Source organism: Bradyrhizobium erythrophlei, assembly GCF_900142985.1.
Taxonomy (GTDB): Bacteria; Pseudomonadota; Alphaproteobacteria; order Rhizobiales; family Xanthobacteraceae; genus Bradyrhizobium; species Bradyrhizobium erythrophlei_B.
This window is the reverse complement of sequence record NZ_LT670849.1, coordinates 5,419,253-5,445,885: the sequence shown is the minus strand read 5'-3', so window position 1 is coordinate 5,445,885 and position 26,633 is coordinate 5,419,253. Positions and strand designations below refer to the sequence as shown.

Sequence of the window (26,633 nt, the reverse complement as noted above, 5' to 3'; positions counted from 1 at the left end):
TCAGATTCTTAGTTGTCGCGAAGGGCGTGGCACGGCGCTCGCATAGCTGATCTCGGAAACGCTCTTCATGGGAGTGTCGGGCGCTTTCCGGAGTTCGAGACCCTCGGGGAGCAGAGGATGCCTGGCGTGCATTGGGGAAAAGTACTGCGGGTGGCCTGCGGAGCGCTGGTTGCGCTTCAGCTATGGCCGACGACAGCCGGCGCCACCTCGCGCATCAAGGACCTCGCCAATATCGAGGGCGTGCGGCAGAACCAGCTCGTCGGTTACGGCCTCGTCGTCGGCCTGAACGGCACTGGCGATACGCTGAACAACATCCCCTTCACCAAGCAGTCGCTGCAAGCGATGCTGGAACGCATGGGCGTCAACATCCGCGGCGCCACCATCCGCACCGGTAACGTCGCCGCCGTCATGGTCACCGGCAACCTGCCGCCGTTCGGTACCCAGGGAACGCGGATGGACGTCACGGTTTCCGCGCTTGGCGACTCCAAGAACCTGCAAGGCGGCACCCTCCTCGTCACCCCGCTGCTCGGCGCCGACGGCAACGTCTATGCGGTCGCGCAGGGCTCGGTCACCATCAATGGCTTCCAGGCCGAAGGCGCCGCCGCCAGCATCACCCGCGGCGTGCCGACCGTCGGCCGCATCGCCAACGGCGCCATCATCGAACGCGAGATCGAATTCGCTCTCAACCGCCTGCCCAATGTGCGGCTCGCGCTGCGCAACGCCGATTTCACCACCGCCAAGCGCATCGCGGCCGCGGTCAACGACTTCCTCGGCGTCAAGTCCGCCGAGCCGATCGATCCCTCGACGGTTCAATTGCAGATCCCGCCGGAATTCAAGGGCAACGTCGTCGCCTTCCTGACTGAGATCGAGCAGTTGCAGGTCGAACCGGATCTCGGAGCCAAGATCATCATAGACGAACGCAGCGGCATCATCGTGATGGGGCGCGATGTCCGCGTCGCGACCGTTGCGGTGGCGCAAGGCAACCTCACCGTCTCGATCTCGGAAAGCCCGCAAGTCAGCCAGCCCGCTCCATTCTCGCGCGGCCGAACGGTGGTGACGCCGCGCTCGAACGTCACGGTGTCGGAGGACGGCAAGAAGTTCGCCGTGGTGAAGGACGGCGTCTCGCTCCAGCAACTCGTCGACGGCCTTAATGGCCTCGGCATCGGCCCGCGCGACCTGATCGGCATTCTTCAGGCGATCAAGGCAGCCGGCGCCATTCAGGCCGACATCGAGGTGATGTGATGCAGACGAACGCGATCACGAGCAGCCACAACCCCTCCAGCAAGGCAGCGATGCCCACCTATAACGGCCGCCCCGATTACGACTTCGCGGCCGCGCTCGACAAGGTGTCGCCGCAGGTGAAAACCAGGGCCCAGACCCAGGCGCAGAACTTCGAGGGAATGTTTCTCAACTCGATGTTCTCGCAGATGACCAGCGGACTGAAGGGCGAAGGCCCGTTCGGCAACACCGTCGGCACCGGCATCTGGCGCTCGATGCAGATCGAACAATATTCGAAATCCTTCGCGCAGGCCGGCGGCGTCGGCATCGCCAAGGAAGTCTACCGCACGCTGATTATGCAGCAGGCCAAAACCGCCGGCCAGACCCAGGGAAAACAGGCATGACCCAGCCTTCTTCACGGCAGCAGGCGTCTGCGATCCCGTCCGTTTCGACACCGGGTGAGGCGCGCAAGCTCGCCGAAGATCTGATGGATTCCATGAGCGCCCTGCTCGGCGTCATCGAGCGCGAAACCGAGCTGGTGCGCGCCGGAAAAATTCGCGAGGCGATGGTTTTCGAGCCGAAGAAGGCGGAGCTCTCCCGCCACTATGTCGGCGTCGTGAGCCGTCTGAAATCAAGCCATCCATATCTTGCCAAAAATTCGCCGGATCTGCTGGCGACGCTGCGCCGTCATCACGACACCTTTCGCGCCATGCTGCAGGTCAATCTCACGGTGCTTGCCACCGCGCATGCGGTGTCGGAGAGCATCGTGCGCGGCGTCAATGCCGAGGCTCAGCGCCGCAATATTCCGAGCACTTATGGCGCTAGCGGCCAGCGCGTGAATCCGGGCGCGCGGCACCTGCGGCCGCTCGCGGTCAGCCGTTCGCTCTGACAGGGCGTGAGCGTGGTCGGACATCCGGCCGTGATTCTGGAGCAACCGTGTCACGATGAATCGTCAACAGCGCCGCGCTGCCGCAAAGACCGACAAATTATCGAACCGATCGCCCGCGGCCCTCATCGGATCCGGACTGCAGTATCTGCAGTCGGGCCAATTTTCCGAAGCCGAAAAATGTTGCCACGAAATTTTGGCAGGCGATCCCGACCATGCGGATTCGTTTCATTTGCTCGGCCTGATCTCTGCCAAGGCAAACAAACATGACCAGGCAATAGAGTTCATCACCCAGGCGATCAGGAAAAACCCGAATAACGCAGTCTACCATTCAAATCTTGGAACGATGCTGCAGCGTCAGTCCAGATTTGACGAAGCGCTCAAGAGTTTCGATCTGACGCTGTCGCTAAAGCCGGAATCCGCCGACACATGGATCAAGCTGGGGAATGTCTTGCAGAGGCAGGGGCGATTCGAGGAAGCGATTCCTGCCTACGATCGTGCGCTGGAGATCGATCCCCCTCGCCCAGAGGCAGGAACGAATCGAACCCAGGCAAGTGCCCTTTACAAAAAGGGCGTCTGTTTGCGGCACCTGATGAGGCTCGAGGAGGCTCGCATCAGCTTCGACCAGGCGCTCGCGATTTATCCCGACCACTTCGACGCCTTGAACGACCGGGGCCGGACGCTGCTTGATCTGTGGCGGGCCGACGAGGCCTTGATGGATTTTCGCAAAGCAATCCGGATCGACCCCAATTCCGCCGCGCCGCTCAACAACTGCGGCATTACTCTCATTCTTCTAAGGCGATGTGAAGAGGCCCTGGAAACGCTTGATCGCGCCCTTTCGATTTCGCCCGATCTGGCGGAGCTATTCAACAACAAGGGCAACGCATTGAAATATCTCGGGCGCTTTGATGAAGCGCTCTTGAACTATGACCGTGCGATTGAGCTCAAACCGGATTACGCTGAAGCCCGCAGCAATCGCGGAAATTGCCTGGATGAAATGGGCCGGTATGGTGAAGCACTATCGTGCTACGAGGACGCCCTCGCGTTGCAACCCGACCATGCCGACACACACTGGAACATTGCCGTTAATCGCCTTCGCGCCGGCGACCTGAGAACCGGCTGGGTCGAAAACGAGTGGCGATGGAAGATCAAATCGCTTCAGGTCAAACATCGATCCTTCGGGCAGCCGCTGTGGATTGGTGCCGAGCCAATCGATGGCAAGGTTCTGCTGCTGCATAATGAGCAAGGTCTCGGCGACGCACTTCAGTTTGTCCGATACGTTCCCCTGCTGGCAGCGCGTGGCGCCCGCATCGTCCTGGAAGTCGACGGACCGCTGAAAAAACTTCTTTCCGGGCTAAGCGGCGTCTCGCACTGTATCGCCAAAGGCGAGGCGCTACCCGATTTCGATTTCCATTGTCCCCTGACCAGTCTGCCACTCGCCTTTGACACGACTCTCGACACGATTCCGTCGAAGGTGCCGTACATTTCGGTCGGCGCGCGCGCCACCGACTGGGGAACGCGGCTTCATTCACAAAATTTGCCGCGGATTGGCCTGGTTTGGTCAGGAAATCCAATCCACAACAACGATCGTAACCGGTCTATGCCACTGGTATCCCTGTTGCCACTGCTTGACGTTAAAGCGCAATTCGTCAGTCTTCAAAAGGATATCCGTTCCAGCGATGAAGCGGTTCTTCGCGAGAGAAACGATATTCTTCACCTCGGAGCCGAACTTCAAAGCTTTGCCGACACCGCGGCGCTGATTGAACAGCTTGACCTCGTGATCTCTGTCGACACCAGCGTCGCCCACCTCACCGGGGCCCTTGGTCGTCCGGTCTGGATTTTTCTGCCATACGTTCCCGATTGGCGCTGGCTGCTCGATCGCGAAGATTCTCCTTGGTACCCGACGGCTCGCCTTTTCAGACAGAGCCAGGCACGCGAATGGCATTCAGTCGTTGACGAGATGCAGCGGGCGCTGACGGTATTTGCAGAGCTATCCCGGCAGCGCTAATAGCTTGTTGCGATACGAACATTTTTCATCAAATTGCCGCGCCGGCGTCAGCGCATCATTCAGCGTGTTCTCTAACAATGCATTGAGACGTTGAGATCATAATTGCCGAAGATAAGGGGTTGGGATTTGACTCGAGGAGAGCCAGGAGGCTGCCATGAGTACGGATTTCAGCATCAGACCGGTGGGGGCACCGGTCCCAGCGTCGTTTCCGCCCGTCGCCAGCAACGCGGCGATCGGCGGCGTGCCTACGCAACTGCCGCCAAGTCAAACCGTCACCGCGCCGGATGCGAGCACGACGAGCAGCAACAATCTGCCGAGCTCGAATGATCTGTCACGCCAGGCGTTCTTCGACACCGCCGCGGCATCGGTCGTTTTCCAGTCCATCGATTCACTGACCGGCCAGGTGGTCCAGCAATTTCCGGATGACGCGACGCTGCGCCGCCGCACCTATTTCCACTCGCTGGATGTCAAGGATTCGGCGCCGCGACCGCTCGCCACTGACGTGAGGGTGTGAACAGGCCGTCTTTGTCAGCCTGAGCAAGCTGGCGCCACGAAGCGCCTGGAGTTCACTTCAAACCCTGCCCGCAAGGCCTGCCGCGATCTGGCAGTTGATGTCGATCAGCGGCTTCAGCTTTTGGGGATCCGGCGCCAATTGCATCTCGACCGTTTGATTCATGACGAAGATCGAGAGGTTGGCAATGTTCTGACGAACCTCGACGGAATTCGGATTGTCGTTCGAATCGACCGCGCTCATGAAGATCGTCCAGAGCCGGCGGTTGAACAGCAACGCCTTGTGCAGCTTGGCGTCAGGACCGGTCCAGTTCGCCTGCACGTCCCGCAGCTTCTTGGCAGCCATCAGCAACGCCTGCGCCTCTATTTCCCTTACCGTCCCGGTCGTCTGTGAGGTACGCGCATAGGCTTGGGCGGCGTTGGACATTCATCACTCCGAACCGGGGATACACAGTAAGCGGACGCAAAACTGCCCAAGTCTTATAAGGTTAGTGCCTTTAAAATAAGGTTAGCGGTGGCAGCAGAATGCACCGCAAAACTACGGAATAGGCAATTGCCTAGCCGATCGGCAGTCGTGCGCATTCAAGCAAAAACGGCGGAGTTTGCCCCCGCCCTTTTTATTCCGCCGACTGCGCTTCGATCAACGGAGCAGCTGGAGCACGCTCTGCTGCGACTGGTTGGCCAGCGCCAGCGCCGAGACCGCGATCGACTGGCGGGTCGACAGCGCCTGGCTGTTGGCCGCTTCCTCATTGGAGTCGGCAAGCGTCAGGTTTGACGAGCCGGTCTGCAACACGTTGATCAGGCTCTTCGCAAAGTCCTGGCGGATCTGCACGATCGACAGGTTCGAACCGAGCGCAGAGGCTTCCGAGCGCAATTGGTCCGAAGAGGTGGCCAGCTTGGCGATTACCGCGTTGGCCGAGCTGTTGTCCAGGAAGTCGGTACCTGCGGTCAGAGGGCTAAGACCAAGACCGGCCGCGTCAAAGGTGACCCCGTTGATGCTGAGCGTGGATGTGCCGGTCTCGTTGAAGGTCAGCTTGAGGTCGTCGCCGTTCAACAAATTGATGCCATTGAACGACGAGTCCTGCGACGTTGTCGTGATCTGCGCGATGATGTTGTTGTACTGGGAGACCAGGCCGGCACGGGTGCTCTGCGAGTTCGGGTCGGCGAGTGGCTTGCCCGCGGCGCCGCCGGTCGGCGTGACGAGGGCCGCCGTGTCGGTACCGCTGATCGCGATGTTGTTCGCGGCTGCGGTCGTACCTGTTGTCAGCGTCTGGCTGGCATTGTCGTTGTTTGAGGTCAGCGTGATCGAGCCGTCGCTGGCCAGGGACGCCGTCAAGCCAAGACCCGCGGTCGTCAAGGCAGCATTGAAAGCCGCAATCGAGTTGACGTTGCCGGCAGCAACCGTGCTGCTGATCGTGATCGTGGTCGCAGGACCGCTGGCGGGCGTAAAGATAAAGGTCTTGCCTTGCAGCGAGTTGGTGCCCGCGTTGGTCAGATCGGTGATCGTTCCGGGAACGGCTAATGGACCTGCGCCGGTCGGAGCCGTGCTGGTTGCGGAAGCCTTCACCGAATAGCCCGTGGTGGTCTGAAGCACCTGGCTGGCGATCGACTTGGCGGTATCGACCAGTTTCTCCAGCGAGGTGAGACCGGTGTTGGCGGCTTGCAGCACCTGCACGCCATTGCCGACGGCGTCGAGCAGATTGTTAATGTCGCTGGCGCGGTTATCCAGGCCCTGCGCAGTGAAGAAATTGGTTGGATTGTCCAGTGCCGAGTTGACCTTCTTGCCACTCGCAAGACGGTTTTGAGTGGTGGACAAGAGCGCGGCGGTATCTTGCAGCGAAAGCAGATTCTGGCGAACCGCCGCGGAGAGAACAATACCGGACATGTGAGAGCCTTCCGTCGTTTACCTCCCCGCTTTCTAACGACCTTCCTTTAAATTATGGTTAACGCCGACTTAAGGTGTTTGGTTAACGTCTGGTTATCGGAGCCCTGCCCGGCGCTTCGTCCGGTCACAGCGACAAAAAAAGCGGCGGGGTTTCCCCCGCCGCTCTTGCCTGGTCGTTTTTGCCGAAAATCAGCGGAGCAGCTGGAGCACGCTCTGCTGCGACTGGTTGGCGAGTGCCAGCGCCGAGGTCGCGATCGACTGGCGGGTCGACAGCGCCTGGCTGTTGGCCGCTTCCTCGTTCGGGTCGGCCAGTGTCAGGTTGGACGCACCGGTCTGCAACACGTTGATCAGGTTTTTGTTGAAATCCTGACGGAGTTGCACGACCGACAGATTCGAACCGAGCGCGGACGCTTCGGTGCGGAGCACGGTGCTGGCCGAGCTGAGCTTGGTGAGCGCCGCGTTGGCCGAGTTGTTGTCCAGGAAGTCCGTGCCCGAGGTCAGCGAGGCAAGGCCGAGGCCCGCCGCGTTGAAGGTGACGCCAGTGATGCTGAGCGTGGACTTGGCCGTTTCGTCGAAGGTCAGCTTGAGGTTGTCGCCGTTCAACAGATTGATGCCGTTGAAGGACGAATCCTGAGCGGTTGTCGTGATCTGCGTGATGATGTTGTTGTACTGGCTCACCAAGCTGGAACGGGTGGCCTGCGAAGCAGGATCGGCGGTCGGCGCGGTCGGAGCTCCGAACGTCGCAGTACCGGCGGCTCCAAGGGTAATCGTACCGATCGTGGACGAAAGCGCGTCGTTGGTCGTGGTGAAGACGAGATCGTTGGAGCTGTCGAGGCTGGCGGTGATGTTGTTGCTCGCCAAAGCCGTGTTCAGCTGGGCCAGCGACGTCGTGGCGCCGAAGGTGAAGCTGGTTGCCGTGCCACCACCAGTAGCGCCGATGGTGAGAGTTTCACCGCTCTTGATGGCGGCGCCGTCAACCAGATTGGTCGAGGTCGAGCCAACAGGCAGGGCCGCCGCAGAAGTAGCCGTCGAGTGAGTCGTATAGCCAGCGGGCGCCTGAAGCACCTGGTTGGCGATCGACTTGGCGGTATCAACCAGGCTCTGCAGCGAGGTCAGACCGGTGTTGGCGGCCTGAAGCACCTGCACGCCGTTGCCGATGGCGTCGAGCAGATTGCCGATGTCGGAAGCGCGGTTGTTGAGGCCCTGCGCGGTGAAGAAGTTGGTGGGATTGTCGAGCGCCGAGTTGACCTTGTTACCCGTGGCCAGAGCGTTCTGCGTGGTGGCCAGGAGCGAAGCGGTCGATTGCAGCGAAAGCAGGTTCTGACGAACCGAAGCGGAGAGAACAATACCGGACATGACTGTACCTTTCTGGTTTACGCATTCATCCGACCCTTCAAGCCGGATTACTTCGGTACCGTGCGAGCAAGCCATCTAACAAAACATGAATTGGATATCGGCAATTTGGACAACGGGCTGCAGTCGAAAGCGAAAAATGCAAGTTTTACGATCCCAGCCTCGAATTCATACCATTGATATCACTGAGTTTTTCTTGCCGATCCATTTCCGTTTACCAGCCGTTAACCATGAGTGGGAAAGACTGCGCATGACTACGGTCGTTTAGCGTTGGTTGCTGGCGCGTTGTCAGCACTTGATCGCGCACATTCCAGCATCCAATCCAACACGACGGCGACAGCGGAGAAACTGACATGGCGCTCAAAGTCGAACTCAAGCCGCACGAACGGATCATCATCGGCTCTTGCGTGATCACCAACACGGATCAGCGCGCCCGGCTTTTGATCGACGGCGAGAAAATTCCAATCCTTCGCGAGAAGGACATCATGACGCCGGAAACCGCCGACACGCCGGCAAAGCTGATCTATCTGGCGGTGCAACTGATGTACATTTCGCCGGACCCACGAATGAATCACGGCACCTACTTCAATCTCGTGCGTGACCTCGTCACTGCGGCGCCCAGCACATGGTCGCTGATCGAGAACATCAACACCGCCATCCTGAACGGCGAGCTCTATCACGCGCTCAAGGCAGCGAAGAAGCTTGTTGCCTACGAGAAAGAGCTTCTGGACCAAGCCCGCGAGCAGCAAGCGGGCGCGACCGCAGCCGCCTGAGGCAGATCGGAATTCTCATAACAGAATTACCAACGGCAAGAAGCCGCCAGCTTCACGCGGCGTGATCTTCCGCAGATCGCTTCAGGCCGAATTCCAGCACCGCGGCCAGGAGCGCATCGAGATCGCGCGTGTCGGTGCGATGGTTGACGATCGCCGCACGGATCGCGAGCTTGCCGTCGAGCGTCGTGGTCGACGGCGCGGCAATGCCAGCCTCCTGGATATCGGCCACGATCTCGCCGTTGATGCGATCGGCATCGGTCGATCGATAACGGAAGCAGACAATGTTGAGCTGCGCCGGCGCGATCAGCTCCAACTGCTGCTCCGATGAAACCTTTGCCTCCAGATAGCGTGCGAGGGCGCAGGTGCGCTCGATCATCGCCCCTAACTTCTCGGTGCCGAAGGCCTTCAGGGTGAACCACGTCTTCAACGCGCGGAAGCCGCGCGACAGATCCGGTCCAAGGTCGCACGGCCATGGCGAACCCGCGGCAAGTCCCCGCGTCTCGCGCCGCAAATAGACCGCCGGCGCCGCAAAGGCATCGAGATGCCGTTTCTGATCGCGCACGAGCAGAAAGCCCGCGTCATATGGCACCTGACCCCACTTGTGGAAATCGAGCGCGACGGAATCGGCGTTCTCCAGTCCAGCGAGCCGCGGCGCGAGCGCCGCCGACAGCACGCCGAGCGCGCCATAGGCGCCGTCGACATGAAACCAGAGTTTTTCCTTGCGGCACAACGCGCTCAGCGCAGCAAGATCATCGATCGCGCCGATATCGACGGTGCCGGCCGAGCCGACCACGAGGAACGGCTTCAAGCCGACGTCGCGATCGCGTTTGATCTGTATACGCATCGCTTCGACGTCGACGCGATGCGAACGATCGACCGGCATGTTTCGCAACGCATCGGTCCCGAAGCCGGCAAGATCCATCGCCTTGGACACGCAACCATGCGCGGCCTTCGACGTGTAGGCCGTCAGCAACGCCCCTTCGCCACCGACGCCGTGTTGTCGCACGGAGGCGCCAAGCGCCGCGGTGCGCGCCACCCACACCGCCATCAGGTTCGCCATCGACGTGCCGGTCACGAAGACGCCGCTCGCGCTTTCGGGAAAGCCGAACATCGTGCGCGTCCATTCCGTGATCTGGCGCTCGACTTCGATCGGCATGTGATCGCGGCCGCCGAGATTGGCGTTCAGTCCACCCGCCAGCATCTCCGCGAGCATACCGACCACGTTGCCGCCGCCATGCACCCATCCCATGAAACCGGGATGAACATTGCCGGTCGCATAGGGCGCGATGAATTCGGAATATTCCCGGTAGATATCGCCGAGCTCCGACGGCTCGCGCGGAAGTTCATCGCGAAAGCGCGCGCGGACGTCATCCGGAATCGGACGCCAGACCGGCTGCGCGCGGATATTGGCAATGGCATCGATCGCCTCATCGAGCATGCGATGAGCTTGCGCGCGCACATCGTCCCAGTTCGCCGGATCCAGCGTTTCGCTCGGCCCGACCGTTGAAGATATCTCGGGGTGCGACTTCGTCACGCCGCGGCCTCGGCGGGCCGCCCCGAGCGACGGTGCAACATGGCGACGAAGGCATCGAACACTTTTCGCATCTGCGGCACCTTGTACGGAAAGATATCGGGCGGATCCATGTCGTGGACGATCGCCGTGTTGTCGGCTTCGAAGATCAGCAATGATCCTTCACTGGTTTCCGCGCAATCAACCGTGAAATAATCGAGCCCGATGCGCTTCGCAAGAGCGGACAGCGCCGCGCGATGGCGCTCTGCAAAGCCGGCGTCGAACGTCTCCATGAAGGTTTCTTCTTCGCGGCGCTTCTCCGCGCTCGCCGCCATCTGCGCATTCATGTACCAGATGTCCCAGCGGTCGGCGACGGCGAGATGGCATGCGTAAGGCTGCCCGTCGATCAGGACGATGCGATATTTTCGGAACAGGCCATCGTCGCTTTGATAATCGACAAAGCGCGACACGAAAAACAAATCTTCCGCGTGCTCGCTGAGGTACTCTTCAATCGCGTTTGTGTCATCAAGCTTCGCAAGTCCCTTGCCCGCATGCGAGCCGCGCGGCCTGACGATGACGGGAAAAGCGAGATCGGGCGCGAGGCCAGAGAGCGCGGACGCCGATTGCGAAAGCTCTAACAATTGTTCGCGCGTCACGCATCTTGTCTGCGGAATAACCAGCCCCTCGATACCGCCGAGCAAGCCGTGCAGCTTGTCGCGATCGAGGCGGCCGATGAATTCCGGCAGATTGAGCAGCGGCCGCGGCCAGTTCGGCGCGGCGTGGGCGATCTTGTCCAGCGCAGCTCGGCAATCGTCGGAGTCGGAAGCGATCACCATCGCGACGTCATGCGGCGGCAACCAGTCGGGCCAGGCAACGTTGGGCATCACATAGAGTGTCGTCAATTCGATCCCGCTGCGCTCAAGCAGGAATTCGATCGGCGTGTTGCTGCCGATGTCGGTGGAAGCCGCCAGCGCCAGGATCCGCAAACCCGGTGGTCTGGCCGCGCACGGCGAGCGGAACAGTTGATGCGAAGCCAGGATGGTGTGCTGGATCGCGAGCCCCGCTTCCTTGTCGCCGAGCAATTGCGCGATCACCGAAAGATCGAGCCCCTCGCCCGCTTCGATCGTACCGTCGAGCAGCCTTGCGATCAGCCGCCGCCACAGCGGGCGAAGGTCGTGCCCGGCTTCGGCGGCTTTCGTCAGTCTTGCAAGGCCGATGCGCTCAGCGCAACCCGGCCGGGGAACACCGGTTCGATGCGAGAGGGAAGATTCCGCCTCAGGCCGCATCGGTCGCCAGCGCCGGGCTTGCGAACTGCGAGGCGACATTGCCCCTGAAAACGGATGGACCGACATGATCGAGCGAGCTTTGAAGATCGGCCCAGATTTCGCCGCCGATATCGGTCCAGCGCTTGCAGAACGCGAAGTCCTCGCTGAGATAAGTGCCGGTCGTCGGATCAATCATGCATTCGAACAGCGCAAAACGGTTCGGGCTGCCCGCGAGAGCGTCATGTGAATGCTCACGAAAAAATTGCAGCGGCGCGTAGTCCGGATGCGCGCACATCTTCTCAAAAACGTGGCGGCGGATCATCAGAAAGCCGGTGCCGGCGTAGCGCACCCGCGTAAAGCCGTTGACGACCGTGACATGATCGGGATCGTCGATCTCAAGCACATAGTCGAGCGAGGCCGCCGGCACGTTCGGCCGTCTCGCCTCGATCGCGGCTTTCGCCTTCTCCCAGTTGACCCGCTTGATCGGATAGACGCCGGCTACGACGTCGGCGGCCGACTCGATCAGGCGAAACACCTGATCGGGCGTGAAGCCGATGTCGGCGTCGATGAACAGAAGGTGCGTCGCGGTCGGATCGTCGAGAAACGACGTCATCAGGTTGGCGCGCGCGCGCGTGATCAGCGCGTCGCCGTCGCGCAATTCGATCTTGAGCCGCACGTTCGACAGCGACCGCACGGCGCGCTGCAAGGCAAAGATCGAGTTGACGTAAAGGGTGGAGACCTGACCGCCGAAGCAGGGCGTCGCCACTACGAGGTGAATCTGCTCGGTCATGAGGTGCTCTCCTTGCGGCCAGGCGCCATTTTGACCGGCCGCAATCGTCACCAAGGAGTAAACAGACGTGGTTAATGAAATCCTAATGGCCGCCGCTTACCCCGGCTAACCCTGCTATTTCTTCGGCCAGGCCACCGATGACACTGTCCCAGTCGCCAAAAGCCGGCTGCCGCAGCAGTTTGGCGGTCGGATACCAGGGCGTATCGCTCCGATCGCGCAGCCAGCGGAAGTCCGCCGCGTGCGGCAGCAGGATCACAACCGGCTTGCCCAGCGCGCCCGCCAGGTGCGCCACGGCCGTATCGACGGAAACGACGATATCCAGCAGCGAGATCACGGCGGCCGTGTCGGAAAAATCCGAAAGCTCGGATCCGAGATCGACAAGTTGTGGCAGGCGCTGCAAGGCCTCGCGATCGGGCTGGCGCATCTCGCGTTGCAGGCTGAAGCAGGCAAACGGCAGGTTTGCAAACAGCTCATTGAGCCGCGCGAGCGGGATCGAACGATTGGCATCGTTCTTGTGCGCCGGCGAGCCGGACCAGACGAAGCCGGCGCGCGGCCTCCCCTCGCCCAATCTCTCCGCGCCCAGGCGATCGCGCCATTGCGTCACGCGATCCGCTGGCGCTGCGAGGTAGGGAACCTGTGCCGGAATGGTCGCAAGCTCCGTGCCGAAGGCGAGCGGCGAACTCATCAGCGGGCAATGCAGGTCGAAGGGCGGCAGCGCGCCTCCCTCGGCGACGACCTCGACGCCCTGGAGGGGTGTCAGCAGCGACATCAATTCGGATTGGACTTCGCAGATCACGCGCGCGCCGGATCTCGCGAGCAGCGGCGCGTATCGGATGAACTGTATCGTGTCACCGAAGCCTTGTTCGGCATGCAGCAGGATGGTCTTGCCGGCAATCGGCGTGCTTCCGAGCCATTGCGGCTGACGAAACGAACGCCGCTTGTCGGCGAACGCATTCGTCTTCCAGCGCCACTCATAGGCCTTCCAGCCCGGCTCGAAATCGCCGAGCGTGAGATGCGCCAGCGCGGATTCAAAATGGGCTTCCGGAAAATCGGGGCTCTTGTCGATGGCTATGGCGAAACTTTGCAGCGCCTGCTGCGGCCGGTCGAGCCGGCGCAGCGCATGCCCCCGATTGGTCAGGATCTGCGGATGGTCGGGTGACAGCACAAGCGCGCGCTCGTAGCTTTCAAGCGCATCGGCCGGGCGGTTGAAACGCAATAGCGTGTTGCCGCGATTGACGCGCGCACCGACATGCGACGGATTGTTCGCCAGGGTCTCGTCGTAACTCGCAAGCGCGTCGGTGATGCGATCGCGGGCGAGATAGACGTTGCCGAGATTGTAGAGAATTTCCGGATGACGCGGCGACAGCGCCAGCGCGCTGCGATATGCCGCGATGGCTTCGTCCAGACGCCCGGCATTGTGCAGGGCGAGACCGAGATTGGACGCCGCATCGACGGAAGCGGCATTGGCCTTCACGGCCTTGCTCAGGGCGGCGATCGCCTCAACGTTCCGGCCGCGCTGAAGGTGGATGTATCCGAGCAAATGCAACGTGTCGAAATGATCGCCGACATATTCGAGTATCGCCGCGCACAGCCTTTCGGCCTTGTCGAACTGGCGCTCTTCGAAGGCGTTGATGGCTTGCCGTTGCAGGCGCGCCAGGTTCGGCGTGCGCGCAGAGGCGCTTTTCCACTGAGCAGACAAAACCGGCACACCTTCGTGGGCGCAAGCGCCGCTTTCGAATCAATCAACGCCGGTAAGGCTATCATTTTTGGGGCTTATTCGGCGGAAGCACCCGATGGCTGCGCTAGTGGTCCGATTCTAACATTCGCATCCCTTCTCAGCGGGCACTTTTGCGAATGCTAGAATCAAAGGACCACTACCAAATACAGGTTTCTAGTGGAGTTTTGGATTTGACATTCGCATCGAAAGCCCGCGGCCAGGCGGGTTGCGAATGTCAAATCCACTCCACTAGCCTCGCGTCTGTCACATATCTGGTCCACAACTTGCATCGAATTTACCCAACGCTCCCGTGACACTAGGGTGAGGCACATGCGCTTTTTCCATACTTTCGCTGTCGCCGCTGTGGCGGCCGGGCTCTGTGGACTGCCGGCAAAGGCCGAAACCACGCTTCGCATCGCCATGACCGCTTCCGACATCCCGACGACGACGGGCATGCCCAACAACGGCTTCGAGGGCATGCGCTTTCTCGGCTATCCGATTTTCGAGGGACTGGTGCTCTGGGACCTCGCGCATACGGATCGCGTCGCCGATCTTCGCCCGGGACTCGCGGAAAAATGGGAACAGGCGCCCGACGACAACAAGACCTGGATCTTTCACCTGCGTCAGGGCGTGAAGTTTCACGACGGCACCGACTTCAACGCCGACGCCGTCATCTGGAACCTCGATCGCTACTTCAAGAACGACAGCCCGCAATACGAGCTTCCGGGTTCGGCGATCACCCGCGCCCGTGCGCCGCTGCTCGCCTCCTACAAGAAGATTGATGACGCGACGGTTGCGATCACCACGACCAAGCCGGCGTCCTACTTCCCCTACATGGCGGTCTATATTCTCTTCACCTCTCCCGCCTCGTTCGCGAAGGCCGGTAACGACTGGACCAAGGTGGCGACCTTGCCGGCCGCCGGCACCGGACCATTTCGCATCACCAGGGTCGCGCCGCGCCAGGAGGTCGATCTCGCGCGCTGGGACGGCTACTGGGACCCGAACAAGAAAGCCAGGCTCGATAACGTCGTGCTGATGCCGATCCCCGAAGCCAATACGCGGCTCGCAGCCTTGCGCTCCGGCCAGGTCGACTGGATCGAGGTGCCTCCGCCGGACGGAATCGCCTCGCTGAAGGCCTCCAGTTTCACCATCACGACCGGCTCCTATCCACATGTCTGGCCGTGGTTCTACAACATGGGCGCGGCTGGCAGTCCGTTCAAGGACGTCAGGGTCCGCCAGGCGCTGAACTATTGCGTCGACCGCGCCGCACTGGTCGAACTGCTCAACGGCACCGCCGAACCATCGGCCGGATGGCTCAAAGCAAGCGATCCGAATTTCGGGACGCCGCAAAACCGCTACACGTTCGATGCGGCGAAAGGCAAGAAGCTGCTCGCCGAAGCCGGCTTCACGCCGGACAAGCCGCTCGCCTTCAAGGCCATGATCTCGACGTCGGGTTCGGGACAAATGTCGCCGCTGCCGATGAACGAATTCATCCAGCAGAATCTTAAAGAGTCCTGCGGCGTCGACGTCACCTTCGATGTCGTCGAGTGGCAGATCCTGCTCAACGCCGGCCGGGCGACGCCCGACAGCCCGAACCTCAAGGGCGCCATGGTGATCAACGTCTCCTCGCCCTCCTCCGATGTCGGCGTCATGGCGCGCTATTTTTCTTCCGCCAACTTCTCACCGAACGGATTCAATTTCGAACAATGGAAGGATGACGAGTTCGATAACGCGCTCACGACGCTGGCCGAGGCGAACGATCCAGCGATCATTTCAAGCGCGCTTCGCAAGGCGCATGAGCGGCTGGTCGACAATCCGCCATGGCTTTACATCGTCCACGACCTCAATCCGCGCGCGATGAGCCCCAAGGTCAAGGGATTCGTCTCGCCGCAGTCGTGGTTCATCGACCTGACGCTCGTCAGCATGCAGTGAGGTTAACCGCACTAGTGGTCCGATTCTAACATTCGCATCCCTTCTCAGCCGACACATCTGCGAATGTTAGAATCAAAGGACCACTAGCAAATATAGGTTTTCTACTGGAGCTTGGGATTTGACATTCGCTTTGCGAACTCGCGGCTAAAGCGGTTAGCGAATGTCAAATCCACTCCACTAACGCGGGGGAATGATCGGCAGCAGCAGATGACAACTCCCCTGCCGATCGAGATGCAGCGTCGTCGTCCCGGCAAAGAGCCGGCGCGGACGGTCACGCGGGTCATCGTGCAGGAACGGCCCGCACCCCAACAGCTCGTTCTTGAAGTTGGAAAGCCTGGCGCCCGTGCTCGCCTGCCATTTGTAATCATTGCCGCGCACGGAGAGGGCAATGCGATATCCCTTCGGCACCACGATCGAAGTCGGCCACAATTCGACGTCGAGATCGACCGGTTTGCCCGGCTGAAGCGGCTGCACTTCGTCGTGGCTGTGGTACTGGCGATAGGGCTTCGACAGCCTTTCGTCGAGCTTGCGGTGCGACGCGCGCAGCCAGCCTTGCGCGACCGGCGTATGCGGATCGATCGCGCCGAGAAAAGTGATCTCGCGCAAGTCCGCCGTGAAGACGCGAAACACGACAAAAATATCGGCGTCTTCCGTGCTGGAAGAGATGCGCAGCTTCGCAGCCAGCGGCCCGGTGATCTCCGTCGCTTCCGAAAGCGGCTCCGACATGAAGGTCAGGCCATCCCCCATCGCGGCGAAGCTGATCTCGGCATCCTCGGACGGCAGCTCGCGGGAAAGCGTCTGGCTTTTGGGATCGAGATAGAATTTCGTCCAACGCGTGGATGGCAACGGCCATTCGCTCTCGTGACGCTCGACGAAACCGTCGACATGGCGAACCTGAAGCTGCACCTTCGGCTGCCTGTCCCAGCCGTTGGCTTCGCCCTTGAGATGGAAATCGAAGAACCTTCGCTGCAATTCACGGCCGTAATCGGTATAAAAATGCGTCCAGTGCTCAAGCCCGTGGCATTCGAGCCATTTCTGCTTCGAGGCGGCGCGAACGAATCCCTCGAAGTTGCCGCGCGGATGCAGGCCCTGCCCGCCCCAATTGGCCGCCGACAAAAACGGCACCGTGACCCTGCTCCAGTCCGGCGAACGCGCTTTGTGATAGCCGTCGTCGAGCGGATGCGCGAGGATCTCGTCGCCGAAGCTTGAACGATTGCGCGCGAGTTCTTCATCGGAAAGCGTTTCGTCGCCGCAGACCAGTGCGCCGGTGACGGGGCTGCGCGGCCCTCGCTCGCCGAGACCGTATTGAACGGTCTTGACCTGCATGTCGTACCAGTTAGCCCAGAACGTCGACACGATGCCGCCGTGATGGGTCATGTCGCGGTACCAGTCGGCCGCGCCTTCCCAGATGCACATCGCTTTCAAATGCGGCGGCTGAAGCGAGGCGACATGCCACTGGTTGATGCCATAATACGAAACGCCGTTGAGCCCGACATTGCCGTTCGACCACGCCTGAACGCCGGCCCATTCGATGCATTGGTAGAAATCGCACGTCTCGCGCGGTGAAAAATGATCGATAGTGCCGGGCGAGCGGCCAGTGCCGCGGGAATCGACGCGCACGCAGACATAACCGTGCGGCACCCACTTCTCGGGGTCGACCACTTCCCAGTTCTGATACTTGTTGGTCGATCCGAACGCCACATCGGGGTGGCCGGCGATCATGTTCTGCCACGCGCTCGGATAACCCTTCTGAAAGGCCAGTCCCTTCGCATAGGGACCGTAGCTCACGAGCACCGGGAACCTTCCCGGCGTCACCGGCCGGAATACGTCGGCGCGGACCACCACGCCGTCGTCCATGGCGATGCCGACGTCCCATTCGATGAGCATGTTGTCTTGTTCGCTTCGCGCGGTCATTCGCTGACCTCCCCTTTTTTCTTGAGCGGTTCGTGTCCGCTTGTTTTCCGCAGCCGGTCATGACGAGGGGCCGAGGCTCCCTCCAATCTTAACGCCAGCTTTCTTTCAACCCCGCCAACTTGCAGGCCGCATTAGGAGGGCGTCAAGCATAGAAATCATTTCGCATCCCGCCTCCGTCGTTCGCCGATTGATCTAACCAACTATTCAGCGGCGATGCGCCATACGATACCGGCGCAACCCATCAGGCGTTTTACGGCAGACAACAATGCATTCGCAGCCGATTTCCTGGACTCAGCAAGGAGGCTGGAATCTGGCCGTGGAGCGTCCGGACGAGGTTGCGCTTGTCTTCTATTTCGGCCCGCGCGACCTGCTGGCCTGCGGCACGCGTTATCACGAACTTCGCGCGATGTTTCCGTCCGCGCATATTCTGGGCTGCAGCACCGGCGGCCAAATCAATAACAGCGATGTGAACGATGACGGCATCGTCGCGGCCGCGATCCACCTCGATTCGACACCTCTGAAGCTGGTTCACAACCATATCGTCGATGGCTCGCACTCCTGGGAGTGCGGCGAAGCCATCGGCAAAGCCTTGATGGCCCCCGATCTCGCCGGCGTGTTCCTGCTGTCCGACGGCTTGAACGTCAACGGCAGCGAACTCGTCAACGGCCTGGTTTCGGTGATCGGACCCGGCATTCCCCTGACCGGAGGTCTCGCCGGTGACGGCGCCGATTTCTTGGCAACGCTGGTCGGCGGCGATTGCGCACCGCGAAGCCGCGCGGTGGTCGGCCTCGGCTTCTACGGCAACGCGATCCGGATCGGGCATGGCAGCGCCGGCGGCTGGGATCTGTTCGGCCCGCGCCGTCAGGTGACCCGATCCAGCGGCAACGTCCTGTTCGAACTCGACGGAAAACCGGCCCTCGATCTGTACGAGCATTATCTCGGGCCCGAAGATTCGGAAGGGCTGCCGGGCTCGGCGCTGTTGTTTCCGATCCAGGTTCACGATGCCGAGCAGCCGGACTCCGCCGTGGTGCGCACCGTGCTGGCGGTCGACCGCGAAGCGCGCTCCATGACCTTTGCGGGTGACGTTCCGCAAGGCTGGACCGCGCAATTGATGCGCGGAACCTTCGACCGGCTGGCAGAAGGCGCGGCAGACGCCGCGCGCCAGGCGCAAACCAGCCTGAAGGCCGGCAAGGACGACCACCAGTTTTCCATTCTCGTCAGCTGCATCGGCCGCAAGCTTCTGATGGGGCAGCGGACCTCCGACGAGACGGAAGCGGCAGCAGCGGAACTCGGCGCCGGTACGCTACGGCTTGGCTTCTACTCCTACGGCGAAATCTCGCCGCACGCCAACTCCGGCATCTGCGAGCTGCACAATCAGACCATGACCGTCACGACCTTTGCGGAAGCGAGACTCTGACCGTGCACCGCCTGATCGCCAAACAGATTGCAAAGGCGACCGGCGCAGCGGGCGCGGTCGACATCGACAAGCTCGCCGAGCTCGTCAGCAGCGCCTATGAGGAACTCGATCGCGACCGCCGTCGCACCGACCGCTCGATGTCGCTGATGATCGAGGAAGTCGATACGGTCAACCGCAATCTCGAGCAGCTTGTCGCCAATCGCTCGGCGGAATTACGGGCGCGCGAGCGCGACTTGCACGCACAGAACGTGCGCTTCGACGTCGCCATCAACAACATGACGCAAGGTCTGTTGCTGTTTGACGTCACGGGGCGGCTGATCGTCTGCAACCACAGTTACATCGCGATGTACGCCCTGTCGCCGGAGATCGTCAGACCCGGCATCAGCCTGCGCGAGCTGATCCTCCATCGCAGGGAAATCGGATCGTTTCACGGCGATGTCGATGAATATTGCAATGCGCTTTCGCGCAGCATGCTGGAGGGACGAACCAGCCATCAGCAGAGCGACACCCCCGACGGCCGGACCATCCAGATCGTCAACAAGCCGGTGCCCGGCGGCGGTTGGGTCGCAACCCACGAGGACGTCACCGAGCGCCGGCGCGCCGAAGAAAAAATAAGACATCTCGCGCATTTCGATGCGCTGACGGACCTGCCGAACCGTGCGATGTTTCATGAACGGTTGCGGGAAGAGATCGCCCGCGCCACGCCGGACCGGCAGCTCGCGGTGATCTATATCGACATCGACGAATTCAAGAGCGTCAACGACACGCTCGGCCACCAGGTCGGCGATGAATTGCTCAAATCGGTGGCCGGCGGCCTTCGCCGGCGGGCCAACGCGAACGAGTTCGTCGCGCGTCTCGGTGGCGACGAATTCGCGATCATGCAAACCGCCATCAGGAATCAGGCCGAAATCATCGACCTGATCACGCGCGTGTTCGAGGCAATCCGCACCCCGTTCGAGTGTCACGGTCATCGCGTCACGACGGATGCCAGCGTCGGCGTCGCGGTCGCGCCGCAGCACGGCGCCAGTCTCGACCAGATTCTCAAGAACGCCGACCTTGCGATGTATGCGGCGAAGACCGCAGGGCGCAAGACCTGGCGATTCTTCGAGCCCGCGATGGATGCGCGGGTCAAGGCGCGGCGGGCGCTTGAGATGGACATGCGCCAGGCGCTGCTCGACGGTCAGTTCGAAGTCTACTATCAGCCCTGCGTCGGGCTCGAGGACAACCGCATCACCGGATGCGAGGCGCTGGTGCGCTGGCATCATCCCGAGCGCGGCATGATCTCGCCGGCCGAATTCATTCCGGTCGCCGAGGAGACCGGACTGATCAACGAACTCGGCGAATGGGTGCTCGATATCGCCTGCAAGGAGGCCATGACCTGGCCGGGCGACTTCAAGCTTGCGGTCAACGTCTCGCCGGTCCAGTTCAAGAGCGGCACGCTGGCGCTGAAGATCGCGGCGGCGCTGGCTGCCTCGCGGCTTCCCCCCAAGCGGCTCGAGCTCGAAATTACCGAAGCGGTTCTGATCCGCGACGACGATGCGGCGCTTGCCATCCTGCATCAGCTTCGCGCCATCGGGGTGCGGATTGCCCTCGACGACTTCGGCACCGGCTATTCATCGCTGAGCTATTTGCAGCGCTTTCCCTTTGACAAGATCAAGATCGACCGCTGCTTCGTCAACGACCTCTCCACCCAAGGCGGCTCGTCGATCGTGCAGGCCGTGGTGAATATCGCGGCCGCGCGAAACATGATGACGCTGGCCGAAGGCGTCGAAAAAGCCGAGCAACGCGAACTGCTGCGCACGCTGGGCTGCACGGAGATGCAGGGCTTCCTGTTCAGCCGCCCGGTGCCGGCGGCCCAGATCCTGGCGCTGTTGCAGGCGGCCCCTGACAAAGCCGTCGCCTGACGCGGCATCACACTCAAGTGTGATGAGCATGGTGCTCGTTTCTTCCTAGATAACGGACCAGACGCTAGGACAGGTGCGAAAGCAGATGCCAACGGTCAAAACGACGAGCTCTACGATGAAACTTGCAATTGGCGCCGGGATTCTGGCGACAATCTTCTGCCTGCCGGTCAGGGCACAGACCATCAGCAAATTGGCTCTCGATCAAGCTGGAGCCCAGACAGTCCTGCAGGCAGCGAGGGAGATGGCCCAGCGGCGGAATGCGCCCTCGGCGATCGCGGTCGTCGATCCCGCCGGAGATTTGCTTGCTTTCCAGCGGATGGATCGTGTCCGCCCGGCAAGTGCCGACCTCGCCATCGGGAAGGCGAAAACGGCTGCGCGGCTGGAACGGCCGACGGCCGAGATCGAAGACAACATCGATCACGGCCGAACGGCATTCGTCACCGCCAACATCATGGCATTGCGAGGCGGCGCGCCGATACGCGTGAATGGTGAAGTCGTGGGCGCGGTCGGCGTTGCCGGCTCGAGCAAGGAGACCGACACCGATATCGCGAACGCCGCGGCGGCGGCCTTGAGCCCCGACCGCCAAAGCCCGCAGCATCATTGATCCAGCTTCGCTAGGCCGCCTGCTCGCGCTTCGGCGCCGCGCGCGATAGCATGGCCGCAAACGCATCGAAGATCTTGCGCATCTGCGGCGCCTTGTAGGGAAACACGACAGGCGAATCCATGTTGTGGACCACGGCGGTGTTATCGGCTTCGAAAATCAGAAGCTCGCCGCTTTTGTTTTCCGCGCAATCGATCGTGAAATAATCCAGCCCCACCCGGTTCGCGACGGCGGCGAGCGCCGCCCTGTGGCGAAACGCGAAGTCATGATCGAAGTCGCGCATGAAGCGCGCTTCTTCTTCCCGCTTCTCTTCGCTGAACGCCATGCCGGCATTGAGGTACCAGATGTCCCAGCGATCGGCGATCGCCATGTGGCAGGCATAGGGTTTGCCGTCGATGAAGACGGCGCGATATTTGCGATAAAGCCCGTCTGCGCTCGAATAGTCGACAAAGCGCGAGACGAAGAACGCCTGCTCCGGCCGCCCGGCGAGGTATTGTGCAAGAGCAGCGCCATCGTCGACCTTGACGAGCCCGACGCCGGCATGTGAACCGCGCGGTCGCACGATCACCGGAAATTTCAGCCCGGTTGCGATGGCGGAGAGATCTGTGGATTGCGCCATCGACGTCAGCTCGGCGCGGGCCACGCTAAGCGTAGCAGGAATTTCGAGCCCGGCGCAGCCCTGCAACAGGCCATACAGCTTGTCGCGATCGAGGTTGCGGACGAAGCGCGGCGAATTGAGCAGCCGCCGCGGCCAGCGCGGCGCCATGGCGTCGATCTTCCGCAGCGCCTCGACGCATTCTTCCGAATCGGACGCGATCACGATCGCGACGTCATGTTCGGGAAGCGGTATCGGCAAATCGATACCGGCGACGACATAAAGCGTCTGAAGCTCGATGCCGGAATTTTCCAGGAGAAACTCGATCGGGGTGTTGCCGCCCATGTCGATCGCGGCCGCCAGCGCCAGCACCCGCAGTTTCGGCGCCTGCGACGAACAGGGCGAGCGATAGAGCTGATGATAGGCGAGAACTTCCGCCTGGATCGCCATGCCGGTCTGCTTGTCGCCAAGAAGCTGGATGATCAGCGACAGGTCGAGGCCCTCGCCCGCGCTGGCCGAGCCGTCGGCCAGCCGGCCGATCAACTGGTCGCGCAGCGGGCGCAGGTCGGCGCCCTCGAATGCCATCGTCGTCAATCTGGCAAAGCCGATCCGCTCGGCGCTCGGATGGCTTGCAAGACCGGTATCCTCACGATCCATGAGAAGCACCCAATGGTTCGAACCTGCTTGCATCGGCCAGCATCGACTCAAGACTGGCAATGGCGGCGGCCGCCTGATCGATCGCACGTCGCAGGTTGCGATGCGCCATATCGGCGTTCGGTGACCACGCTTCCGAGACCAGCCGCGCGCTGGCGCTGATGCGCAGAGCCGCCGGCGGAGATGGATCGCGTCCCAACGCAACCGGCTGTCCGATCAGGCAAGGTTGCGCGGCAGAGTGCTTGGTGCCGTTGCCCGCAAGCGCACGATACAGCGTCCGGCACTCCTCGAGCGAGCGAAGGCGCTCGTCCCGGCGAACCACAAAGGAAAAGATCGTCCGCTGCGTCATCTCTTCGTCGGCGGCGTCGATCGCTCGCTCCTGCCACGGCAGGAGTTCAAGCGAAGGCGCATCCGCGATCAGTTTTTCGACCGCCTTGCCGAAGGTTGCGAGCGCGCTCTGACGAAACGAATCCGGCACGCGATAATAGGCGCCGATCTCCTCGATCCCGGCCTCCCAGCGCAGCCATTGGCCGAAATTCATCCGGACCGGAAAGCGCGATCGCAGCAGCGGCCAGTTTTGCGGCCAGTCGCTGCGGCTGGAATATTCGAGCAGACCCGATGGGATAGCGCTCGCGGCGTCGAGCCGGGAGGCGAGCACTCCCGGCACGAGCAACGCGCCGCTGAAGGGGGGACCGGTGAAGAATTTCGATCCCGTCACGATCACGATATGGCCACGGTCGAGAAAACCCTTGAGGCGGGCACGGCCAAGCCGCATCTGGCAGGCATCGACGACGACCTGCACCTGATCGGGCCAGCGCGCCTTGATGGCCTCCACGCATTCATCGCTCGGCGCGCGCCAGCCGAACTTCGAGGAATCCATCACCTGAAGCAGCACTTTGTCGCCGCCGGCCACCGCGCGCTCCACGGCCGCGAACACCACTGCATCGCTTGCGGCGGTCGAGCTGCCCTCGCCGCTTTCGTCGAACAGCGGAAGCGCAACGCTTGTCAAGGCGGACGCAAGCCCCGTAATCGGTTCGCCCTTCTGCACGCGGCTGCCGTTGGCGGTAGTGGCGCTGAAGTGACAGCCACGCGAGGTATTGACGGTGCCGCTGCCGGTCTGGTCGGCCGCGACCACGACGCTGACCAGTTCAGGTCCGAGCAGCGCGCGCACAAGAAACAGCGCCTGGAGTTGCGAATCCGTGCCCGAGGGCGAAAACACGACATCGGCTTGCGCCGGCTTCAGCCCGAGGAAGAACCGAAGTTCGTTGCGCATCTCCTCAAGTCGTTCGTCGAACGCGGCCTCGATGCCGACATCGATCGCCGATCGCATCACCGCTTCGCGCGCAGCTTGCGCACGCTCGTAAGCGCGCTCCGAAATCGAGGTCGCCGTACTGGACGAAAAGCTCAGCGTTTCCGGGCAAGGCGTTGACTGGCAACCATATTCGTTGAGGTTCGTCGCTGGATTGATGGCGAGACGCGAGTCGCCGCCCGTGATCAGAAGGGAATCGAGCGGCGCGAACAGTTCGGCCATCGCGGAGGCCGATCGCGACCGGCCCGTAGAGCTCGCCGCCTCTGATACCTGGAATCGAACACTACCGTGGAGCATTCCAAGACCTCGATGTCCGCCTTGATCAGCGGAACTTTAATGAGCCCCAATGGCCGCTAATGCGGCGTTAACCCGCGTTAGGAGAAGTAAACAGCTATGGTTAACGAAAGCTTTATGGCCCGCGCGGACGCGCCGGCCGCATTCGGCCCGACCCTCACCTTTAGCCACCTGGCGCCAGGAACTTGGTCAGGCTCAAGCCGGCCAGGATCGAGGTGGTCTGGTAGGAAGCCGACAACGTCGTCTGCAGTTGCAGGATTTCGCTCGCGACCTGATCGGTGGACACCGTTTCGGTCGAGTCGACGAGATTTTGCAGCACCGTCTGGGTCTGCGACTGCCGTGCGCTCGCGGCCTGCATCTGGGTCTGGGCGGCCGCGTAATCCGTCTGAATGTCCGCGATCGTTTGCTGGCCCGGCTGCGACGTCAGGTTGTTGGAAATGCGTAACGAGAGTGCCGCGGCCTGTTTGGGCGAATTGGCCGCGGTCGGCGAGAAGCTGACCGCGGCATAAACCGCGATACCCTCAAGCTGCTGGCGGATCGCCTGCTCGTTGGCCTGGGCGCCATAATTGACCGTGATCCCGGAGTCGATCCGGGCGTTGGACGATGCGCGCGGATCGGCCGAGGAATTTCCGGTGTACCAGGCAACTGTACTGGCCGAACCGTTGACAAGTGAAGTCGCGCTTGAGAGCGGCGAGCCGGACACACGCAGCGGCGGTTGGGGTGCGGTGATCGGACTGCTGCTGAAGCCCAGTGAGGACAACGCCGAGGTCGCGTTCGCCGTCGTGCCGGAGATCGAAAAACTCGCCGCGTTCGGCGTGTTCAGCGTGATTGCGCCGCCATCGATCGAGGAAGGCGTCGTGGTGCCGGTGATCGAGTCGATCGCAGACAGCAGGTTACCGACCGTGCCGGTGGTCGGATTGATATTGTAGGTGGGGCCCGTCAACGAGGTCGGTGACGACGTTGAAAACGTGATCGCGGTCCCGTTGACGGAGATGGAGTCGCCGTTCTGAAAACCCGCGGTGAGCGAGTCCGAAGGAGCCGTACCTGACAGCTTGGTCGCGCTGGTGATCGGGGCAGCCGGTGTCTGCTGGTTGGTGGCGACGCTTCCGGTCGCGCTGCTCGAAGGATCGAAGAAATCGTTGCCCGCGGCAACCGCGGACGCCGCGACCAGATCGGTGTTCGCCACGGTGCCGATCGCCGTGTTCAACGCGCTGTTGAGATTGGCCGCGGTCTGCGCCGGCGTCGAACCGATCGCAAAGGTATTGGCGGGCGCCGGCGTGGTGTTCGAGGCTGTCAACGTCACGGACGATGTCGTGCCGTCGGGCAGATTGAAGTTGAGCGTGACCTGATCGCCCGGATTGGGATTGGTCGCGCCAAAGCTGAACGACACCGCGGCCGGCGACCCGGCCGGGCCGGTCACAGTGGCGCCGGTCAGGTTCGACGTGACCGTGCTCAGCTTCAGTCCGAACGGCGACCCGGCTGCGTCTTCAGCGACCGAGAATGACGTCGTGCCTCCTGAGGTGGTCGGCGACGAGATCACGAGACGCCCGAGGCCGGTGGTGCCGTCGGCTTGCGCGCGTTCCGCAATGAGCTGCTTCAACCCGGCCTTGGTGCCGGTGCCATTGAGGATGGTATTGACGTCGGCAACCGCCGGCGTGTCGATCGCGCTTCCCGAAAACAGAAAGCGGTCGCCGGCCTGGGTGTTGAGGATCCCGACGACGGAAGAAAGCTGGCTCAGCGCGTTCTGCTGCCCAACGGTCTGGCCGGTGCTGTTGAGATCTTGTGGCGTGGAAGCCGCATCGTTCTTTACCGCGGTAGAGATATTCGACAACGATTGCAGCGCCGTATTGGCGGCGCCAATGCTGGTATTGACGTTGGTGATCGTGGTCGTGAAGGCCGAGATGTTGGAGAGCTGCGACCGCGCGGCGATCGCAAAGCCCTCGTTGAGGCCCATACCCGAATAGGTGGTCGACTTCTCGCCGGTCGCCAGTTGGGTCGACAGGTTCGTGAGCTGGCTGTTGAGATTCTGGACAGCCTGGCCAAACAGCGAATTGTTGAAACCGATACTGTTAATCGACATCTGGAAACCGCCTTACGC

Annotated in this window: 20 protein-coding genes and 1 pseudogene; 10 read left to right on the top strand and 11 right to left on the bottom strand. The window is 61.7% G+C overall.

The features are described 5' to 3' along the window. The first annotated feature begins 117 nt into the window (after positions 1-117). The 5 genes from BUA38_RS25865 to BUA38_RS25845 all read left to right on the top strand — a co-directional run bounded on the left by BUA38_RS25865 (position 118) and on the right by BUA38_RS25845 (position 4,626). The gene (locus BUA38_RS25865; protein WP_072822379.1) at positions 118-1,242 is read left to right on the top strand and encodes a flagellar basal body P-ring protein FlgI; all 1,125 of its coding nucleotides are present in this window, start codon (positions 118-120) and stop codon (positions 1,240-1,242) included. Further along, positions 1,242-1,622, top strand: a complete 381-nt coding sequence (gene flgJ / locus BUA38_RS25860) for a flagellar assembly peptidoglycan hydrolase FlgJ (RefSeq protein WP_072822377.1) — start codon at positions 1,242-1,244, stop codon at positions 1,620-1,622. The genes BUA38_RS25865 and flgJ overlap by 1 nt, the downstream gene beginning before the upstream one ends. Next, on the top strand, positions 1,619-2,107 hold the full coding sequence (locus tag BUA38_RS25855) for a hypothetical protein (protein WP_072822375.1): 489 nt from the start codon (positions 1,619-1,621) through the stop codon (positions 2,105-2,107). Before flgJ ends, BUA38_RS25855 begins: the two co-directional genes overlap by 4 nt. Positions 2,108-2,162: 55 nt before the next feature. After that, positions 2,163-4,112, top strand: a complete 1,950-nt coding sequence (locus BUA38_RS25850) for a tetratricopeptide repeat protein (RefSeq protein ID WP_072822372.1) — start codon at positions 2,163-2,165, stop codon at positions 4,110-4,112. 154 nt (positions 4,113-4,266) lie between these two features. Then, the gene (locus tag BUA38_RS25845; protein ID WP_072822370.1) at positions 4,267-4,626 is read left to right on the top strand and encodes a hypothetical protein; all 360 of its coding nucleotides are present in this window, start codon (positions 4,267-4,269) and stop codon (positions 4,624-4,626) included. A gap of 57 nt (positions 4,627-4,683) precedes the next feature. Here the strand turns inward: BUA38_RS25845 and flaF are convergent, their stop codons facing one another. From flaF to BUA38_RS25830, 3 genes are all read right to left on the bottom strand, one after another. After that, positions 4,684-5,049 carry a flagellar biosynthesis regulator FlaF gene (gene flaF / locus BUA38_RS25840; protein WP_072822368.1) on the bottom strand — a complete coding sequence of 122 codons (366 nt, stop codon included), beginning with the start codon at positions 5,047-5,049 and terminating at the stop codon, positions 4,684-4,686. A 213-nt stretch (positions 5,050-5,262) separates the two neighbouring features. Next, complete coding sequence (locus BUA38_RS25835; RefSeq protein ID WP_072822366.1) at positions 5,263-6,507, bottom strand: flagellin; 1,245 nt, start codon at positions 6,505-6,507, stop codon at positions 5,263-5,265. Positions 6,508-6,696: 189 nt separating this feature from the next. Further along, positions 6,697-7,863 (bottom strand): flagellin, encoded by a 1,167-nt coding sequence (locus tag BUA38_RS25830; RefSeq protein ID WP_072822364.1) that lies wholly within the window; start codon positions 7,861-7,863, stop codon positions 6,697-6,699. 350 nt (positions 7,864-8,213) lie between these two features. On the opposite strand from BUA38_RS25830, the gene flbT reads away from it, so the two are divergent. Further along, on the top strand, positions 8,214-8,633 hold the full coding sequence (flbT, locus tag BUA38_RS25825; RefSeq protein ID WP_072822363.1) for a flagellar biosynthesis repressor FlbT: 420 nt from the start codon (positions 8,214-8,216) through the stop codon (positions 8,631-8,633). 52 nt (positions 8,634-8,685) lie between these two features. Here the strand turns inward: flbT and BUA38_RS25820 are convergent, their stop codons facing one another. From BUA38_RS25820 to BUA38_RS25805, 4 genes are all read right to left on the bottom strand, one after another. After that, positions 8,686-10,167, bottom strand: a complete 1,482-nt coding sequence (locus tag BUA38_RS25820) for a pyridoxal phosphate-dependent decarboxylase family protein (protein WP_244553050.1) — start codon at positions 10,165-10,167, stop codon at positions 8,686-8,688. Further along, positions 10,164-11,429, bottom strand: a complete 1,266-nt coding sequence (locus tag BUA38_RS25815; protein ID WP_072822361.1) for an ATP-grasp domain-containing protein — start codon at positions 11,427-11,429, stop codon at positions 10,164-10,166. Before BUA38_RS25815 ends, BUA38_RS25820 begins: the two co-directional genes overlap by 4 nt. Next, on the bottom strand, positions 11,419-12,198 hold the full coding sequence (locus BUA38_RS25810) for a hypothetical protein (RefSeq protein ID WP_072826439.1): 780 nt from the start codon (positions 12,196-12,198) through the stop codon (positions 11,419-11,421). Before BUA38_RS25810 ends, BUA38_RS25815 begins: the two co-directional genes overlap by 11 nt. An 82-nt stretch (positions 12,199-12,280) precedes the next feature. Next, positions 12,281-13,897 carry a tetratricopeptide repeat protein gene (locus BUA38_RS25805; protein ID WP_172806092.1) on the bottom strand — a complete coding sequence of 539 codons (1,617 nt, stop codon included), beginning with the start codon at positions 13,895-13,897 and terminating at the stop codon, positions 12,281-12,283. Between the two features lie 348 nt (positions 13,898-14,245). Between BUA38_RS25805 and BUA38_RS25800 the strand changes: the two genes are divergently transcribed. Further along, positions 14,246-15,847 (top strand): ABC transporter substrate-binding protein, encoded by a 1,602-nt coding sequence (locus BUA38_RS25800; protein WP_072822359.1) that lies wholly within the window; start codon positions 14,246-14,248, stop codon positions 15,845-15,847. A 177-nt stretch (positions 15,848-16,024) separates the two neighbouring features. Here the strand turns inward: BUA38_RS25800 and BUA38_RS25795 are convergent, their stop codons facing one another. Beyond that, a complete protein-coding gene (locus tag BUA38_RS25795) occupies positions 16,025-17,761 on the bottom strand; it encodes a CocE/NonD family hydrolase (RefSeq protein ID WP_072822357.1) in 1,737 nt (578 codons plus the stop codon). A 265-nt stretch (positions 17,762-18,026) separates the two neighbouring features. On the opposite strand from BUA38_RS25795, the gene BUA38_RS25790 reads away from it, so the two are divergent. The 3 genes and pseudogenes from BUA38_RS25790 (at position 18,027) to BUA38_RS25780 (ending at position 21,686) form a co-directional block, all read left to right on the top strand. Further along, positions 18,027-19,178, top strand: a complete 1,152-nt coding sequence (locus BUA38_RS25790; RefSeq protein ID WP_072822355.1) for an FIST signal transduction protein — start codon at positions 18,027-18,029, stop codon at positions 19,176-19,178. 218 nt (positions 19,179-19,396) lie between these two features. Beyond that, positions 19,397-21,082: pseudogene (locus tag BUA38_RS25785) on the top strand (putative bifunctional diguanylate cyclase/phosphodiesterase); the annotation flags it as partial. Between the two features lie 115 nt (positions 21,083-21,197). Continuing rightward, positions 21,198-21,686 (top strand): GlcG/HbpS family heme-binding protein, encoded by a 489-nt coding sequence (locus BUA38_RS25780; RefSeq protein ID WP_083587771.1) that lies wholly within the window; start codon positions 21,198-21,200, stop codon positions 21,684-21,686. Positions 21,687-21,696: 10 nt separating this feature from the next. Here the strand turns inward: BUA38_RS25780 and BUA38_RS25775 are convergent, their stop codons facing one another. The 3 genes from BUA38_RS25775 to BUA38_RS25765 form a co-directional block, all read right to left on the bottom strand. Then, on the bottom strand, positions 21,697-22,935 hold the full coding sequence (locus tag BUA38_RS25775; protein ID WP_072822352.1) for an ATP-grasp domain-containing protein: 1,239 nt from the start codon (positions 22,933-22,935) through the stop codon (positions 21,697-21,699). Beyond that, a complete protein-coding gene (locus BUA38_RS25770) occupies positions 22,925-24,463 on the bottom strand; it encodes a hypothetical protein (protein WP_244553049.1) in 1,539 nt (512 codons plus the stop codon). The genes BUA38_RS25775 and BUA38_RS25770 overlap by 11 nt, the downstream gene beginning before the upstream one ends. A gap of 235 nt (positions 24,464-24,698) precedes the next feature. Then, a complete protein-coding gene (locus tag BUA38_RS25765) occupies positions 24,699-26,615 on the bottom strand; it encodes a flagellar protein (protein WP_072822350.1) in 1,917 nt (638 codons plus the stop codon). Positions 26,616-26,633: the final 18 nt, after the last annotated feature.

Bases quoted from the DNA above. Each gene is read 5' to 3' on its own strand.
- flbT (WP_072822363.1), top strand. From the start codon at position 8,214: ATGGCGCTCAAAGTCGAACTCAAGCCGCACGAACGGATCATCATCGGC.
- BUA38_RS25770 (WP_244553049.1), bottom strand. From the start codon at position 24,463: ATGGCCGAACTGTTCGCGCCGCTCGATTCCCTTCTGATCACGGGCGGC.
- flaF (WP_072822368.1), bottom strand. From the start codon at position 5,049: ATGTCCAACGCCGCCCAAGCCTATGCGCGTACCTCACAGACGACCGGG.
- BUA38_RS25865 (WP_072822379.1), top strand. From the start codon at position 118: ATGCCTGGCGTGCATTGGGGAAAAGTACTGCGGGTGGCCTGCGGAGCG.
- BUA38_RS25855 (WP_072822375.1), top strand. From the start codon at position 1,619: ATGACCCAGCCTTCTTCACGGCAGCAGGCGTCTGCGATCCCGTCCGTT.
- flgJ (WP_072822377.1), top strand. From the start codon at position 1,242: ATGCAGACGAACGCGATCACGAGCAGCCACAACCCCTCCAGCAAGGCA.
- BUA38_RS25775 (WP_072822352.1), bottom strand. From the start codon at position 22,935: ATGGATCGTGAGGATACCGGTCTTGCAAGCCATCCGAGCGCCGAGCGG.
- BUA38_RS25765 (WP_072822350.1), bottom strand. From the start codon at position 26,615: ATGTCGATTAACAGTATCGGTTTCAACAATTCGCTGTTTGGCCAGGCT.
- BUA38_RS25830 (WP_072822364.1), bottom strand. From the start codon at position 7,863: ATGTCCGGTATTGTTCTCTCCGCTTCGGTTCGTCAGAACCTGCTTTCG.
- BUA38_RS25780 (WP_083587771.1), top strand. From the start codon at position 21,198: ATGAAACTTGCAATTGGCGCCGGGATTCTGGCGACAATCTTCTGCCTG.
- BUA38_RS25845 (WP_072822370.1), top strand. From the start codon at position 4,267: ATGAGTACGGATTTCAGCATCAGACCGGTGGGGGCACCGGTCCCAGCG.
- BUA38_RS25850 (WP_072822372.1), top strand. From the start codon at position 2,163: ATGAATCGTCAACAGCGCCGCGCTGCCGCAAAGACCGACAAATTATCG.
- BUA38_RS25790 (WP_072822355.1), top strand. From the start codon at position 18,027: ATGCATTCGCAGCCGATTTCCTGGACTCAGCAAGGAGGCTGGAATCTG.
- BUA38_RS25810 (WP_072826439.1), bottom strand. From the start codon at position 12,198: ATGACCGAGCAGATTCACCTCGTAGTGGCGACGCCCTGCTTCGGCGGT.
- BUA38_RS25800 (WP_072822359.1), top strand. From the start codon at position 14,246: ATGCGCTTTTTCCATACTTTCGCTGTCGCCGCTGTGGCGGCCGGGCTC.
- BUA38_RS25815 (WP_072822361.1), bottom strand. From the start codon at position 11,429: ATGCGGCCTGAGGCGGAATCTTCCCTCTCGCATCGAACCGGTGTTCCC.
- BUA38_RS25795 (WP_072822357.1), bottom strand. From the start codon at position 17,761: ATGACCGCGCGAAGCGAACAAGACAACATGCTCATCGAATGGGACGTC.
- BUA38_RS25835 (WP_072822366.1), bottom strand. From the start codon at position 6,507: ATGTCCGGTATTGTTCTCTCCGCGGCGGTTCGCCAGAATCTGCTTTCG.